This window comes from Bradyrhizobium sp. C-145 (genome assembly GCF_023375135.1).
GTDB classification, from domain to species: domain Bacteria; phylum Pseudomonadota; class Alphaproteobacteria; order Rhizobiales; family Xanthobacteraceae; genus Bradyrhizobium; species Bradyrhizobium zhanjiangense.
This window is the reverse complement of the sequence record NZ_CP088150.1, coordinates 1,660,935-1,675,053: the sequence shown is the minus strand read 5'-3', so window position 1 is coordinate 1,675,053 and position 14,119 is coordinate 1,660,935. Positions and strand designations below refer to the sequence as shown.

Below are 14,119 nucleotides of genomic sequence, written 5' to 3'. Positions count from 1 at the left end.
TCGCCTAGCCAACGCCTCGCGCGATTGCCTTGTCGGCACGCCCACGCGAGACGCCATGCTCTGCAAGCAAGCGCGCCGCCGGGCTTCGTGTTTCCGCAAACAAGGCGACGAGCGCGTTGGCACCGGTCACCGCGGCATAGCCCACCTCTTGCGCGTAGAGCGCGGCGCGCTGATCGACGCGCTTGAACGCCGCCGTAGGCTCGGCGCTCTCGGTCTCGGTCACGGTGTGCTTGAGCTCGTTATCGAGATATTGCTCAAGGCCCTGTCTCAGTCCGCCAAGATCTGCATCACAGGCGCGCATCACAGCGGATGCTTCAGCATCTTCGATCAGAGCAAGCAGCAAATGCTCAAGCGTCGCGTATCGATGGCGTCGCCGATCGGCGTGATGGAGCGCCTGCCGTCTTGTGGCCGCGTAGTTCACTGAGATCGGGCGCTGCGACAGGTCAAGCAGCGCTTCGATCTGCTCGAGCCGCTTCACGGGATCGAGCGTCGCCAACAGCGTGTATTTGTCGCCGACGGGCAGCTTCATGCGCGTCGCGACGACATCGGCGATCTGTCCGGGATCACGGGTTTGATCGAAGAACAGCCAGATGTCTGGCACAAGAATTCCGTGAGCCGCCGTGTAATCTTGGAAGCGCTGATAGATGCTTCGGATCAGATCGCGGGCATCACGGGCCGCTGCTTCGGTGACGTCAACGACCTCAGCCCGATAGGCCGCCGCTTCAGCTGCAAAGCTGCGAAGCGCGACACGCCGAAGCCCTCGTGTCAGGACCCTAAACGTGCCATCGGCTAGCGGTTCGAGTTCGAGCAACTGGGCCAGGGTGGCAATCTCGTAGACATCGGAAAATCGGGGATTGTCGACGGCTGCCTCTCGCTGGATCGCCAGCACGACCTCCCGTCCGCTCTCAAACGCCTGGTTAAGGGCCTGGACGGTGCTCTCGCGACCCACGAACAGCGGGTACGTCGTATTCGGGAATGGAACGAGATCGCGCAGCGGAACGGCCGGATAGAACGCCGTTGTCATCTTGAGCTGTGCCGCCGGGACAGACGCGTCACGACGCTCGGCGTGAAGCATTGCCGACAACGTATTCCAGTCTGCAACGCCCAGCATCCTCGATACCAGTTCGAGGCTTTCGCTGTGACTGATGGTGACGGCCTTGGTGGTCAGGGATTCGCGCAGGGTCTGCGCCATAGCCTTGGCATCGCGAAAATCGCGCATCGGTTCGTCCTCTGCATGAGCGATCCAGATATATCAGGCGGTTGCATTGCTGACCCGGACGCTCGGGCAAAGGGGAGGCCAATGAAGGCTTGATACGTTCACCATTCCACAGAGGGTGCAACCGGCAGGTCGTATCAACCTGCACGGAAGGTGGCGCAAAGATAAATCGCTGTCAATTGCGATCTCAATTCTTCACCGCGGGGATCTCTTCCGTCGGTGGCTGCTGCTGCCCCTGCTTGTACATCGCCAGCGCCTTGTCGAGCGCTTCGCGCAGCGCCAGCGCTGCGGCCACGCTGCAACGCAGGTGCGCGGTCTGGACCACGTCGACCCTGACGGCGGCGCCGACCGGCATCAGCAGGTTTGCGGCGAGCTCGATCTGGATCGCGCCGTTGTGGTGGCCGAAGCAGGAGGCGCCGTCGAAATAGATGATCGGCGCCCGCTCCGAGCTGGAGGTCGAAATGGTGACGGGCCCCTGGGCGGTCGAGGGTGTTTCGGGGTCGGTCATGGGCGCTCCTTGCGGCTAGTCGAACGAACGAAGCACCCACCATCGTCGCTTCGGCCCGCCCTGTCGAGGCCAAACCGCCCGAGGCAGACCGGCGGCGCCTATTCGGGGTTTTGCGCGGCGCCCGGCACTGGTCTAGAACATCGTCATGTCCGCTATACCTACCACGCTCCCCTTCGAGGAACTCGCCGAGGCCATCAAGGGCCGCCGCTCCGACTACGGCCATATCAGCGGGCTCCAGCTTGACCGCTTCGCACCCGGCGAGGCCTGGTCCAGCCTGCCCTACCGTCCCGTCTTCGTCGGCGACACCGAGACCGGCGTTCTGCATGGCGGTGTCGTCACCGCGATGCTGGACGAGAGCTGCGGCATGGCGGTGCAGCTCGCGCTCGACGGCACGCGCGCGATCGCGACCCTGGACCTGCGCATCGACTATCAGAAGCCGGCGACGCCGGGCCTCGACATCAAGGCGCATTCGGTCTGCTATCGCACCACGCGCTCGATCGCCTTCGTTCGCTCTACCGCCTATCAGGAGTCCGAGGACGATCCGGTCGCGACCGCGACGGCCTGCTTCATGATCGGCGCCAACCGCACCAACATGCTCGCCGACCGCAGGATGGATGCGCGCAGCATCCCGACGCTGGAGGCGCCGGAGGATCCGGCTGGTCCGTTCGCAAATAGCCCGTTCGCGCGCTGCCTCGGCATTCGCGTCAACGACGACGGCACGCTGACGATGCCGTTCTCGCCGAAGATCATCGGCAATCCGATCCTGCCCGCGATCCATGGCGGCATGACCGGCGCCTTCCTGGAGACCACCGCGATCATCGGGGTGGCGCGCGAGCTCGGCACCGCCGCGCCGCCCAAACCGATCGGCCTCACCGTCAACTATCTGCGCTCCGGCCGTGCGCTCGACACCTTTGCCAACGTCTCGATCGTGAAGCAGGGCCGCCGCATCGTGGCCTTTGAGGCGCGGGCGTGGCAGGACGATGCGAACAAGCCGATCGCCACGGCCTTCGGTCATTTCATGTTGCGGCCGACGCCTGGAAGTGACGAGGAATAGGCGTATTTTACTTGACGGGCGGGGCGCAGGACACAACGATAGCGCGTTCCCGGCGAGAGGTATTGATTTGCGGCACCCGCTCGACATCATCGCCATGTTCGCCGCACTCTGGCTGCTGGCATCGATGGTGCTCGACGCGTTGACGCCGAAGGAACTGACGGCGGTGATGATCGCCATTGCGATCGGGCCCGCCATCGTCGTCACCGCTGTGTTCTACTACCTGCGCTGCCCGCGCACGGATTTTGCGGTGATGTTCGCGGCGCTCTGGCTGATCTCGGACATCGCGATCGCCTTCATCTCGCCGAAGGAGTTGCCGCATTTCCTGATCATGCTCGGCTTCGTGCCGGCGCTGCTGATCGGCATCGTGCTGCACTGGCAGCGCTTCCAGCGCCGCCACGAGCGGATGCCCGCGCCCTCGATGAAGCGGGGCTAGCGCGATTCCCACTCTTCCTTCGGGAGAGGTGAAGAGCCATCTCAGGCATATTCAGCGCGGCAACAGATTCGTCTTCGCGAGGTCGAGCACCTCGTCGCCGCGGCCGTTCATCACGGCGCGCAGCACCCACAGACTAAAGCCCTTGATCTGCTCGGGCGTGATGGTCGGCGGCATCGACAGCTCCTGCTTGGCGGTGACGACGTCGAGCAGCGCCGGCCCGTTATGGGCCAGCACCTCCTTCATCGCGCCCGAGAGTTCGCCGGGGTCCTCGACGCGCTTCGCAAAGACGCCCATCGCACGCGCCATCGCCGCGAAATCAGGGTTCTCCAGATCGACATTGGTATCGACGAAGCCCGCGGCCTTCATCTCCAGCGCAACGAAGCCGAGCACGCCGTTGTTGAACACGATCACCTTCACCGGCAGCTTCATCTGCGTCAGCGTGATCAGGTCGCCCATCAGCATGGTGAAGCCGCCGTCGCCCGACAGCGAGATCATCTGGCGGCCGGGCTGTGCAGCCTGCGCGCCGATCGCCTGCGGCATGGCGTTGGCCATCGAGCCGTGCACGAAGGAGCCGATCAGACGGCGGCGGCCGTTCATCTCGAGATAGCGCGCGGCCCACACCGTAGGCGTGCCGACGTCGGCGGTGAACACGGCGTCGTCGGTCGCATGGTCGCTGATGAGTTTTGCCAGATATTGCGGATGGATCGGCTTGGCTCCCGGCGTGCCCCTGGCGAGCTGGTCGAGCCCCTCGCGCGCCTTCTTGTAGTGCGCGATGGCATCGTCGAGATGCTTGCGCTGCGACTTGGTCTTGAGCAGCGGCAGCAGCTCTTCGATGGTGAGCTTGACGTCGCCGACGAGCCCGAGATCGATCTTGCAGCGCCGTCCCAGATTTTCCGGCCTAATGTCGATCTGTGCGATCTGGCAGTCGGTCGGGAAGAACTGCTTGTAGGGGAAATCTGTGCCGAGCATCACCAGCGCGTCGCAGGCGTGCATCGCCGCGTAACCAGAGGAGAAGCCGATGAAGCCGGTCATGCCGACGTCGTAGGGGTTGTCGTGTTCGACATGCTCCTTGCCGCCGAGGGCATGCACGATTGGGCTCTTCAGAGTCTCCGCAAGCTGCATCAGCGGCGCGTGCGCGCCGGCGCAGCCACGGCCGCAGAACAAGGTGATGCGTTCGGCACCATTCAGGCGATCCGCAAGCGCCTTCAGCTCATCGGCCTGCGGCACGACCTTCGGCGCTGCCAGCGCAAGCCCGCGCGTCGTCGACAGCGCGCGCTTCGGCGGGCTGCGGAAAGCGACATCGCCGGGCATGGCGACGACGGCGACACCGCGAAGGCCTACCGCCACACGGATCGCATTCTCCAGCACGTAAGGAAGCTGGCTCGGATCGGAGACCAACTCGCAATAATGGCTGCACTCGCGGAACAGGTTTTGCGGATGCGTTTCCTGGAAATAGCCGCCGCCGATCTCGGCTGAGGGGATCTGCGCCGCGATTGCCAGCACAGGAACGCGGCTGCGATGCGCGTCGAACAGGCCGTTGATCAGATGCAGATTGCCGGGGCCGCAGGAGCCGGCACACACCGCAAGGCTGCCCGTCATCTCGGCTTCGCCGGCGGCGGCGAAAGCCGCAACCTCTTCGTGCCGGACATGGATCCATTCGATCGTGCCGCGACGGCGCAGCGCCTCGGTAAATGCGTTCAGGCTGTCGCCGACGATGCCGTAGATGCGCTTGACGCCGGCCTGTTCGAGCGTTGCCACGAACAGATCGGCCACATTATTGATCGCCATGTCGGTCTCCTGCTTCAGCCAATCACATGCACATGATGTGCAGGCATCGATTGCGATGCCGTGAGGCACAATAAGCTATGACACGATTGCGGCGTATCTGTTCCGGCTCAATCTTTCACAATCGCCCGATCGTAGGCTGTGATCGTCGCGTTCGCGCGCGCGGCGACATCGGCGGCCGACATGCCGGGCTTGTACAGGCTGGAGCCGAGTCCGAACGCCGTCACGCCGCCCTTGATATACTCGGCAAAATTCTGATCGGAGACACCGCCGACGGCGGCGATCATCACGCCGGCCGGCAGCACGGCGCGGATCGCCGCAATGCCGGACGCGCCGAGCACGCTCGCCGGAAAGAACTTCAGGCTCGAGGCGCCGGAGCGCGCCGCCAGCAGTGCCTCGGTCGGCGAGAACACGCCCGGCATCGTCACCATGCCGTGCTGGTGCGCGCGCGCCAGCACCTCGGTGTCGACATTCGGCGAGACCATGAGCTTGCCGCCAACGTCGTTGAGACGATCGACATCCTGAGCCGTCAGCACCGTGCCGGCGCCGATCAGCACGCCGGCCGGCGCGAGCTTCACGGCGGTGCCGATCGAGCGGAACGGATCGGGCGAGTTCAGCGGGATCTCGATCGCGGTCATGCCGGCCTCGATCAGCACGCCGACGATCGCTTCGGCTTCCTCAGGCTTGACGCCGCGCAGGATCGCGACCAGCGGACGCTTCATCGGCGGAAAGGGAACGCTCATCTCAAGAGTCCTTTCTTCTATTTCGTCCAGATTGCCGCAGCCGCCATCGACAGGCCGCGGCGGACGGCTTCATCGGCATCGATCGGCTGCACGGCGACCGAAAGTGCGTCGAAAGCCAGCCGGTATAGCGTTGCAAGGCGACCCGATGCGAGCAACATGACGCCTGCTTTCGGCACGGTACCGGAGAGCCCTGCCGCCAGCTCGACGCCAATCAACGTGCCCGACAGCGCTTCGCGCGCTGCGGCCGGCGTGCCGCCGAACAAGAGCTGCCGCGACCGCGCGGTGAACAGAAGATTGGCGGCGAAGGCCGGCGTCTTGAACGCTGCAATTACTGCCGCCCTGAAGCTTGCGACATCCTCGGCGTCATCGGCGCCGGCGACCGCGAGCGACAGGATGGTCTCGCGCGACACCGCGCTGAAGAGCTCGCCGGTCATGAACGTCGAAAAGTGCTCGACAATGCCATCCTTCACGCGGACCCATTTCGAATGCGTGCCGGGCATGCAGACCAGGGCCTCGCCGGCGGCATCGAGGCCGAGCGCACCGAGCAATTGCGTCTCCTCGCCGCGCATGACGTCCGGCGCGTTTGCATCGCGCTGCGCGATGCCCGGCAGGATGCGGATATCGCGTGCCTCGCCCGGCACAAGCGCGGCCTGTTTCAAGATGGCAGCAAGTGGCGCCGGCGTGTCGACATAGCCGGCCTCGACCCAGCCCGTTTTGGCGCCGGCCATGCCGCAGACGAGAACCGGCAGATGATCCGGAGCTTCGACCGCCGCAAGATGCGAATGCAGTACGGCGGGAAAACCGGTCTTGGCCGCAGCCAGCATGCCCTCGCCGCTGCGGCGTTCCGCCAGCACCTGGCCGGCACGATCGATCAGCCAGAGCCGGAAGCTGCTGGTGCCCCAGTCCACTGCGACATAGGCGGGTTCGGTCATCTCAACGCGTATCCTCGTCTCACGGCCAAGACGCCGTCTCGCGACAATGAGACAGCGCCTTGCAAATTCGTCCCGGGATATCGGCTATTGCCGCCGTAAACCAGCCTTTTCTCGCAAGTCCACGGCGCCGCCCGCGCTGGCACACCGCTTGCTGAAGCGTCCCCACTCACGTCCGTGAACCGCGCGACAAGACGCGTCAACATCAGATGAGGAAACCATGGAGATCGGTTATTTCACGATGCCTTCGCATCCGCCGGAGTGCGGCCTGAAGGAAGGGAACGACTGGGACTTGCAGGTCATGCGCTGGCTCGACGAGCTCGGCTATCAGGAAGCCTGGGTCGGCGAGCACCACACCGCGCCCTGGGAACCCAACCCCACGCCGGACCTCCTGATCGCGCAGGCGCTGATGCAGACCAAGAAGCTTCGCATTGGACCCGGCGGCTTCCTCTTGCCCTATCACCACCCGGCCGAGCTCGCCAACCGCGTGGCGATGCTGGACCATCTCTCCGAGGGCCGGCTCAATTTCGGCGTCGCGGCAAGCGGCCTGCCGAGCGACTGGGCGATGTTCAACGTCGACGGCATGAGCGGGCAGAACCGCGACATGACTCGCGAAGCGCTGGAGATCATCCTGAAGCTGTGGACTGAACCTGCGCCCTTCACCCATAAGGGCAAGTTCTGGACGGTGACCAAGCCGGACACGATGTTCGACTTCCTCAAGCCCCACATCAAGCCGCTGCAGGCGCCGCATCCGCCGATCGGCGTCGCCGGGCTCTCCAAGAATTCGGACACCTTGAAGCTCGCCGGCGAGCGCGGCTTCATTCCGATGAGCCTCAACCTCAACCCGGCCTATGTCTCGAGCCATTGGGATTCGGTCGAGATCGGCGCCGCCAAGACCGGACGCAAACCGAACCGGCAGGACTGGCGGCTGGTGCGCGAGGTGTTCGTCGCCGACACCGATGAGGAGGCCTGGAAGCTCTCGACCGGCGACATGATGGGCCGGATGATGCACGAGTACTTCCTGCCGCTGCTCGGCCATTTCGGCTTCAAGGACTATCTCAAGCACGCGCCCGACGTGCCCGATAGCGACGTCACGGTCGAATATTGCGCCAAGCGGAACTGGATCGTCGGCTCGCCCGCGACTGTCGCCGAAAAAATCGAGAAGATCTACGACGAGGTCGGCGGCTTCGGCGTGCTGCTGGTGTTCGGCTTCGACTACAAGCACAAGGCGGAAGCCTGGCACCACTCGCTGTCACTGCTGAAGAACGAGGTGATGCCGCGCCTGGCGCATCTCGGCTCCGCGAAGAAGGCAGCTTGACCTGCAGCGGGTGCGGCGCGATCGTGCCGCACCCGCATCATTTCGGAGATTTCCGCGTGACGGTCGACGCCAAGGATTTCAAGCAGGCGATGCGCCAATGCGCCGGCGCGGTCGCGCTGGTGACTGTCGGCGCCGAGCACGGCAAGCGCACCGGACTGACCGTGACCTCGGCCTGCTCGCTCTCCGACAATCCGCCCTCGCTGATCGTCTGCGTCAACCACAACGCCAGCGCGCATGGGCGCATCCGCGAGGAAGGCGCTTTTGCGATCAACTTCCTGCACGAGGATCACGCCCTGCTGGCGCTGACCTTCAGCGGCCAGAAAGGCGTCAACGGCGACGACCGCTTCGCTTTCGGACAATGGACGCGCGGCGAGACCGGCGCGCCGGTGCTGACAGACGCGGTCGCGGCATTCGATTGCGTGCTGGCCCACGAGTTCGAAACCAAGACGCATTCGATCTTCGTCGGCGAGGTGCGCGGCGTGTCGCACGCAGCGACGGCTACGCCGCTGGTCTATTTGCGAAGCAGCTTTCATACACCCCACGAAATCCGCGAGACAGTTACAGTCGGCGACCTCGATTCGCGGCATCTGAGCTGGACGGATTTTTCGTAAGGGCGCTGCCCTCTTCCCTTTTCCACTTGTGGGAGAAGGTGGCGCGAAGCGCCGGATGAGGGGTATCTATCCGCGTATTGAAACGAGAATTGGACTCGCGGTGAGAGACCCCTCACCCGTCTCGCCGCTGCGCGGCGTGCCACCCTCTCCCACAAGGGGAGAGGGGAAGAAAGAGCGCCGCTTCGCAAACTGTTAGCTGCCTACTGCGCAGTCTCGATCTTCAGCTGCTTGATCTTGCGATACAGCGTGGCGCGGCTGAGCTTCAGCGCGCGTGCTGCCTCGGTGACGCGGCCGCCATGCTTGCGCAACGCGTCGACGATCGTGGCGCGCTCGGCCGCTTCGAGATTCGGCTCCGTCCTTCCGAACGGCGGCAAATCGAGATCGGCATCGGTGATGACACCGTCTTCCGCCGTGCAGCCGGCGAGCCGCAGCACGTGACGGAGCTGGCGCATGTTGCCGGGGAACGGATAGGCCACGAGATGTGACCAGGCGTCCTCCGCGAGGCGGCAGTTCGGCGCCTCCTCGCGCGCGATCTGGCGGATGACGTCGTCGCGGTCGGCGCGCTCGCGCAAGGCGGGCAATCGCACCTCCATGCCGCGCAGGCGGAAATAGAGATCGGCGCGGAAGCCTCCCTCCTCGGCCATGCGGCCGAGATCGCGATGCGTGGCGCTGATCAGGCGGATGTCGACGGCGACAGGCTTGAGCGCGCCGAGCGGCCAGACCTCGTGGTTTTCCAAAACGCGCAACAGCCGCGTCTGGAGGGCAATCGGCATATCGCCGATCTCGTCAAGGAACAGCGTGCCGCCATCGGCCTGCACGATCAGGCCCTTCGAGCCCTCGCGCCGCGCGCCGGTGAAGGCGCCGGCCTCGTAACCGAACAGCTCGGCGTCGATCAGGCTTTCCGGCATCGCCGCACAGTTCAGCGCGACATAGTTGTTGCGCGCGCGATTGCTCGCGGCGTGAATGGCGCGCGCGAACACGTCCTTGCCGACGCCGGTCTCACCATGCAGCAGCACCGGCAGATTGTGGTCGCCGATGCGCCTCAGCCGGTTCACGCTTCTGATCAGGCCGGGATCGCGGCCGGCGAGCCGGTGCAACGCGTCGAAGCGATCGACGGGCCTATCGCGGGGCGGGGCAAGCGGGCGCGTGGAAGACCTTGCGCGCAGCGGCGGCGCGACATGGCCCCGACCCAAGGCACGGCCGTCGGCACGGCGCAGCTCGACTACATCATCCGCGCCACGCGCGCCCTGACGGTCGACCTCGATGTAGCGCGACAGATCGATGCCGGATGCGATCAGACCGTCGGTCAGACCGAGCAGTGCGCGCGCCGTACGGCAGGCGCCGACGATGCGCCGATCGTCGTCATAGGCGATCAGCCCGCGACCGCCATCGCCCGGCACGCGCGCGACCCAGGCCTGGCGGAAATGATCGCGGAAGATCGCATCCTCGATGCGGCGCGTCGCCTCCATCGTGACGGCGAGTGCAAGCTGATGCGCGGTGCGGCTGAGATCGCTGCGGCACGAGGTGATGTTCACTGCACCCGCGATGCGGCCGGTGGAATCGAACAGCGGCGCCACCGCACAGGAGAAGATGCCCCATTGCTCGCGAAAATGTTCGTCGCGATGCACCAGGATCGGTTTCTCCTCCGCGAGCGCGGTGCCGAGCCCGTTGGTCCCCTCGAAGCTTTCCGAGAAATTCGAGCCGGTATAGACCCCCCAGTGCAGGAAGATGTCGGCATCGGCGGCGCCGGGCAGCCAGCTAAGCAGGGCTGTTGCGCTGGGGTCCGCCAGATTGACGCAATAGCCGGCCTCGCGCAGGACCCGCGCGAGGTCTTCGAGCTCCGGCGTCGCGAGCCGGATCAGCTGCTCCATCGGTTCGGCGGCATGCCGGATTTCGGCTTCGGTCAGCGTCTGGGGCGGTCCGCGGCGGGCGGGATCGAGCTTGTGATTGACCAGGCAGCGCCGCCAGGAATTGGCAATCCGCGAAGAGGCATCGACGTCGGCCACGTGATTGGCGACGGACAAGACACGGGCGACATGGTTCGAGGCCGAAAGGCTGGCCATCGCGGACGTCTCCACCCTGTATTATTGTGCAAAGTCTGGCACCGCAGGCGGGGAAGTCAATCGGGAACCGGGAACGCACGCGGCGCAGTCAAAATTGCTGCACTGCCCTCACCACGTATCGATGCACGGCCGCTTCTTGCCCGTTCGCGCCGGCGGCTTCGGCACCGCGCGCAAGCCCGCCATGATCCAGCGCCGCGTCTCGGCAGGGTCGATGACGTTGTCGATCTCGAACACCGAGGCGATCGAGACCGCCTTGCCGTTGGCATAGAGCTCGGCGACCTTGTTGCGGTAGTAGGTCTCGCGCTCCTCCGGATCGGCGATCGCCTCCATCTCCTTGCGGAAGCCGAGGCGAACATAGCCCTCCAGCCCCATGCCGCCGAACTCGCCGGTCGGCCAGGCCGCGGTGAAGAACGAGGCGTGGAAGCCGCCGCCGATCATCGACTGCGCCCCGAGCCCGTAGCCTTTGCGCAGCACGATGCCGAACAGCGGCACGGTGAGGCTCGCGCCCGTCACGAACATGCGTGAGACGTGACGCACGATCGCGGTCTTCTCCGCTTCCGGCCCGACCATGAAGCCAGGCGTGTCGCAGAGCGAGACGACGGGTAAGTCGAAGGCGTCGCAGAGCTGGAGAAAGCGCGCGGCCTTGTCGCCGGCGTCGGCATCGATCGCGCCACCGAGATGGCGCGGATTGTTGGCGATCAGGCCGAACGGCTTGCCCTCGATGCGGATCAGCGCGGTGATCATGCCGACACCGTAGTCGCGGCGCAGCTCCAGCACGGAGTCTTTGTCGGCGACGAGATCGATCACGCTGCGGATGTCGTAGACGCGAAGACGGTTCTCGGGAATCGCGCGGCGGAGCAGGCGCTGGTCGGCAGCCTTCCACTCCGACACCGCGCCCTGGAAATAAGACAGATATTTTTGCGCGACGCGCGTCGCCTCTTCCTCGTCCTCGACCAGGATGTCGATGACGCCGTTCGGCGACTGGAACGAGACCGGACCGACCTCGGCCGGATGATAGACGCCGAGCCCGCCGCCCTCGATCATCGCAGGGCCGCCCATGCCGATCGAGGCGTTCTTGGTGGCGATGATGACGTCGCAGCAGCCGAGCATCGCGGCATTGCCGGCGAAGCAATAGCCGGAAACGACGCCGACGACAGGCACGAGGCCAGACAGCCTTGCGAACTGCACGAAGGACGGGCCGTCGAGGCCGGTCATGCCGAGCCGGTCCGTATCGCCGGGCCGGCCCCCGCCGCCCTCGGCGTAAAACACCAAGGGCACACGCCAGTCTTCCGCCAGCGTCAGCATGCGGTCGATCTTCTTGTGGTTCATGTGGCCTTGCGTGCCCGCGAGCACGGTGTAGTCGTAGGCCACGACGATGCAGCGCCCGCCTTCGGCGCCGAACTTTTCGGCATTGACGGTCGCAACGCCCATGACGAGGCCGTCGGCCGGCGTGTTCTTGATGAGGTCGTCGAGCTTGCGCCGGCGGCGCTGCGCCGCGATCGCAAGACTGCCGTACTCCATGAACGAGCCTTCGTCGACGAGCTGCGCGACGTTCTCGCGCGCGGTCCGCTGGTTGGTGTTGCGGCGGCGCTCGACCGAAGCCGGCCGGTTCGCATCGAGCGTGTTGGCCTGGCGCGCGATCAGTTCGGCAAGATCGGGACGGATGTGATCGAGATCGATATCGGCTTCCGCCGCCGCGCTGTCAGCTGCGACGTCGAGCGGCTCGAGATATAGGATCGGCTCGCCATGCCCCAGCGTAACGCCGTCGCCGGCAACGAGCTTCATGACGCGGCCGCCCTGTTCGGCCATGACCAGATGCTCCATCTTCATGGACTCGATCACGGCAAGCTGCTGGCCGGGGCGGACGATCTCGCCCTCCTTCACCTGGATGGTGACGATGGTTCCCTGCAAGGGCGCCGCGATCATCACCGCACCTTCAGGCACGACTTGCGCGACATGCGCCTCGGTGCCGTGAGCGCTGCTTCGCTCGGTTGCAGCAAAATAGAGCGGCTTGGCGGCGCCATCAGCCGCTTCCACGAGCTTTTCGATGTTGCCATCGATGAAATCGGTCGCGATGCGGTTGGTCCTGAAATCGGGATGCGCCAGCACGGCCTGGAGGAAGGCGATGTTGGTGACGACGCCGTCGATCCGGAACTCGCGGAGGACGCGCGAAGCTTTTGCGACCACGTCGTGCCAGGCCGCGCTCGGCGTGTGCACAATGACCTTGGCTAGCAGCGAGTCGAACGCCGCGCTGGTCTTATAGCCGGCATAGCCAAAGCTATCGACGCGAACGCCGGGTCCTGACGGCGGCTCGAACACGGCGAGCACACCACCGGTCGGATGCGTCGCCCCCGTTTCGTCCAGCGTCTCCATGTTGACACGAAGCTGCATGGCATGGCCGCGCGGCTTCGGAACATCCCCCTGCGCAAAGCCGATCGAGGCGAGTGTCGCACCCGCGGCGACCGCGAGCTGGGCGCGAACAAGGTCGAGGCCGAGCACCGCTTCCGTGACGGTGTGCTCGACCTGGAGCCGCGGATTGGCCTCGATGAAGGCAAAGCTGTCGTCGGCGCTGCCATCAACCAGGAACTCGAACGTGCCGAGATTGTCGTAAGAGGCGGCCGCGGCGAGCTGCTTCGCCGCCTCGATGATGCGGCCGCGCAAGCCATCGCTCAGCGACGGGCTCGGCGCCACCTCGACCAGCTTCTGGTGCCGACGCTGGATGGTGCATTCGCGTTCCCAGAGATGGGAGATCGCGCCGTGGCGGTCGCCGATGATCTGCACCTCGATGTGGCGCGCCTGCCGGATCAGCCGCTCGGCATAGACGCCGTCGAAGCCGAATGCCGCCTTGGCCTCGGACTGGCAGCGCGCATAGGCTTCCGCGAGATCGGACGCGTTCTCCACCACGCGCATGCCGCGGCCGCCACCGCCGGCCATCGCCTTGATCACGATCGCCGCCTTACCGCCGAGCGAGGTGAAGAACGCGGCGATCTCCTCCAGCGAGGACGGCCCGCTGGTGCCGGCGATGATGGGGACGCCGCAGCGCTTTGCCAGTTGCCGCGCGGCGACCTTGTCGCCGAACAATTCCAGCGCCGCAGGTTTCGGCCCGACGAAAACGATACCGGCATCGCTGCAAGCCTTGGCGAATGCCGCGTTCTCGCTGAGGAAGCCGTAGCCGGGATGCACGGCATCGCAGCCGGCGGCTTTGGCCGCCTTCACCACGGCGTCGATGTCGAGATAGGCCCGCGCACCGCGGCCGGGAATTTCGACCGCCTCGTCGGCAACACGCACATGCAGCGCCAGCGCATCGTCGGCGGGATGGATCGCAACCGTCGCGATGCCGGCGTCGGCCGCCGCGCGCGCGATGCGGATGGCGATCTCGCCGCGATTGGCGATCAGGAGCTTCTTGAACGACATGCAACGCTCTCCATGCCCGCGAGGCCAGGCGCGGGTCGGCAGGTT

The 14,119-nt window shown here is 65.5% G+C and carries 11 protein-coding genes; 4 read left to right on the top strand and 7 right to left on the bottom strand.

Translation table 11 applies throughout. The features are described from left to right. Positions 1–4 precede the first annotated feature (4 nt). Together LRP30_RS07860 and LRP30_RS07855 are read right to left on the bottom strand one after the other, a co-directional pair. Complete coding sequence (locus tag LRP30_RS07860; RefSeq protein WP_249759929.1) at positions 5–1,192, bottom strand: LON peptidase substrate-binding domain-containing protein; 1,188 nt, start codon at positions 1,190–1,192, stop codon at positions 5–7. Positions 1,193–1,403: 211 nt separating this feature from the next. After that, positions 1,404–1,724: a hypothetical protein gene (locus LRP30_RS07855; RefSeq protein WP_164934991.1), complete on the bottom strand. Its 321-nt coding sequence runs from the start codon at positions 1,722–1,724 to the stop codon at positions 1,404–1,406. A 145-nt stretch (positions 1,725–1,869) separates the two neighbouring features. Here LRP30_RS07855 and LRP30_RS07850 point away from each other — a divergent pair, with 145 nt between their 5' ends. After that, positions 1,870–2,778 (top strand): PaaI family thioesterase, encoded by a 909-nt coding sequence (locus LRP30_RS07850; RefSeq protein WP_249759928.1) that lies wholly within the window; start codon positions 1,870–1,872, stop codon positions 2,776–2,778. A gap of 67 nt (positions 2,779–2,845) precedes the next feature. Continuing rightward, positions 2,846–3,211, top strand: coding sequence for a hypothetical protein (locus LRP30_RS07845; protein ID WP_164934992.1), 366 nt, complete (start codon positions 2,846–2,848; stop codon positions 3,209–3,211). 51 nt (positions 3,212–3,262) lie between these two features. Here LRP30_RS07845 and poxB read toward each other — a convergent pair whose 3' ends face one another. The 3 genes from poxB to LRP30_RS07830 form a co-directional block, all read right to left on the bottom strand. Continuing rightward, positions 3,263–4,999, bottom strand: a complete 1,737-nt coding sequence (gene poxB / locus LRP30_RS07840) for a ubiquinone-dependent pyruvate dehydrogenase (RefSeq protein ID WP_249759927.1) — start codon at positions 4,997–4,999, stop codon at positions 3,263–3,265. Positions 5,000–5,106: 107 nt separating this feature from the next. Further along, entirely contained in the window at positions 5,107–5,739 is a 633-nt protein-coding gene (locus tag LRP30_RS07835; protein ID WP_128931608.1) for a 2-dehydro-3-deoxy-6-phosphogalactonate aldolase, read from the bottom strand. A 17-nt stretch (positions 5,740–5,756) separates the two neighbouring features. Continuing rightward, on the bottom strand, positions 5,757–6,671 hold the full coding sequence (locus LRP30_RS07830; RefSeq protein WP_249759926.1) for a 2-dehydro-3-deoxygalactonokinase: 915 nt from the start codon (positions 6,669–6,671) through the stop codon (positions 5,757–5,759). Between the two features lie 217 nt (positions 6,672–6,888). Between LRP30_RS07830 and LRP30_RS07825 the strand changes: the two genes are divergently transcribed. Together LRP30_RS07825 and LRP30_RS07820 are read left to right on the top strand one after the other, a co-directional pair. Continuing rightward, a complete protein-coding gene (locus tag LRP30_RS07825; RefSeq protein ID WP_128941523.1) occupies positions 6,889–7,986 on the top strand; it encodes an LLM class flavin-dependent oxidoreductase in 1,098 nt (365 codons plus the stop codon). A 56-nt stretch (positions 7,987–8,042) separates the two neighbouring features. Further along, a complete protein-coding gene (locus LRP30_RS07820) occupies positions 8,043–8,597 on the top strand; it encodes a flavin reductase family protein (RefSeq protein WP_128941603.1) in 555 nt (184 codons plus the stop codon). A 200-nt stretch (positions 8,598–8,797) separates the two neighbouring features. On the opposite strand, the gene LRP30_RS07815 is transcribed toward LRP30_RS07820, so the two are convergent. Further along, entirely contained in the window at positions 8,798–10,660 is a 1,863-nt protein-coding gene (locus LRP30_RS07815; protein WP_249759925.1) for a sigma-54-dependent Fis family transcriptional regulator, read from the bottom strand. 108 nt (positions 10,661–10,768) lie between these two features. Then, positions 10,769–14,074, bottom strand: coding sequence for a carboxyl transferase domain-containing protein (locus LRP30_RS07810; protein ID WP_249759924.1), 3,306 nt, complete (start codon positions 14,072–14,074; stop codon positions 10,769–10,771). Positions 14,075–14,119 lie beyond the last annotated feature (45 nt).

Coding starts and splice junctions, on each gene's coding strand:
- LRP30_RS07860 (WP_249759929.1), bottom strand. CDS start 1,192: ATGGCGCAGACCCTGCGCGAATCCCTGACCACCAAGGCCGTCACCATC.
- LRP30_RS07855 (WP_164934991.1), bottom strand. CDS start 1,724: ATGACCGACCCCGAAACACCCTCGACCGCCCAGGGGCCCGTCACCATT.
- LRP30_RS07850 (WP_249759928.1), top strand. CDS start 1,870: ATGTCCGCTATACCTACCACGCTCCCCTTCGAGGAACTCGCCGAGGCC.
- poxB (WP_249759927.1), bottom strand. CDS start 4,999: ATGGCGATCAATAATGTGGCCGATCTGTTCGTGGCAACGCTCGAACAG.
- LRP30_RS07835 (WP_128931608.1), bottom strand. CDS start 5,739: ATGAGCGTTCCCTTTCCGCCGATGAAGCGTCCGCTGGTCGCGATCCTG.
- LRP30_RS07830 (WP_249759926.1), bottom strand. CDS start 6,671: ATGACCGAACCCGCCTATGTCGCAGTGGACTGGGGCACCAGCAGCTTC.
- LRP30_RS07825 (WP_128941523.1), top strand. CDS start 6,889: ATGGAGATCGGTTATTTCACGATGCCTTCGCATCCGCCGGAGTGCGGC.
- LRP30_RS07815 (WP_249759925.1), bottom strand. CDS start 10,660: ATGGCCAGCCTTTCGGCCTCGAACCATGTCGCCCGTGTCTTGTCCGTC.
- LRP30_RS07810 (WP_249759924.1), bottom strand. CDS start 14,074: ATGTCGTTCAAGAAGCTCCTGATCGCCAATCGCGGCGAGATCGCCATC.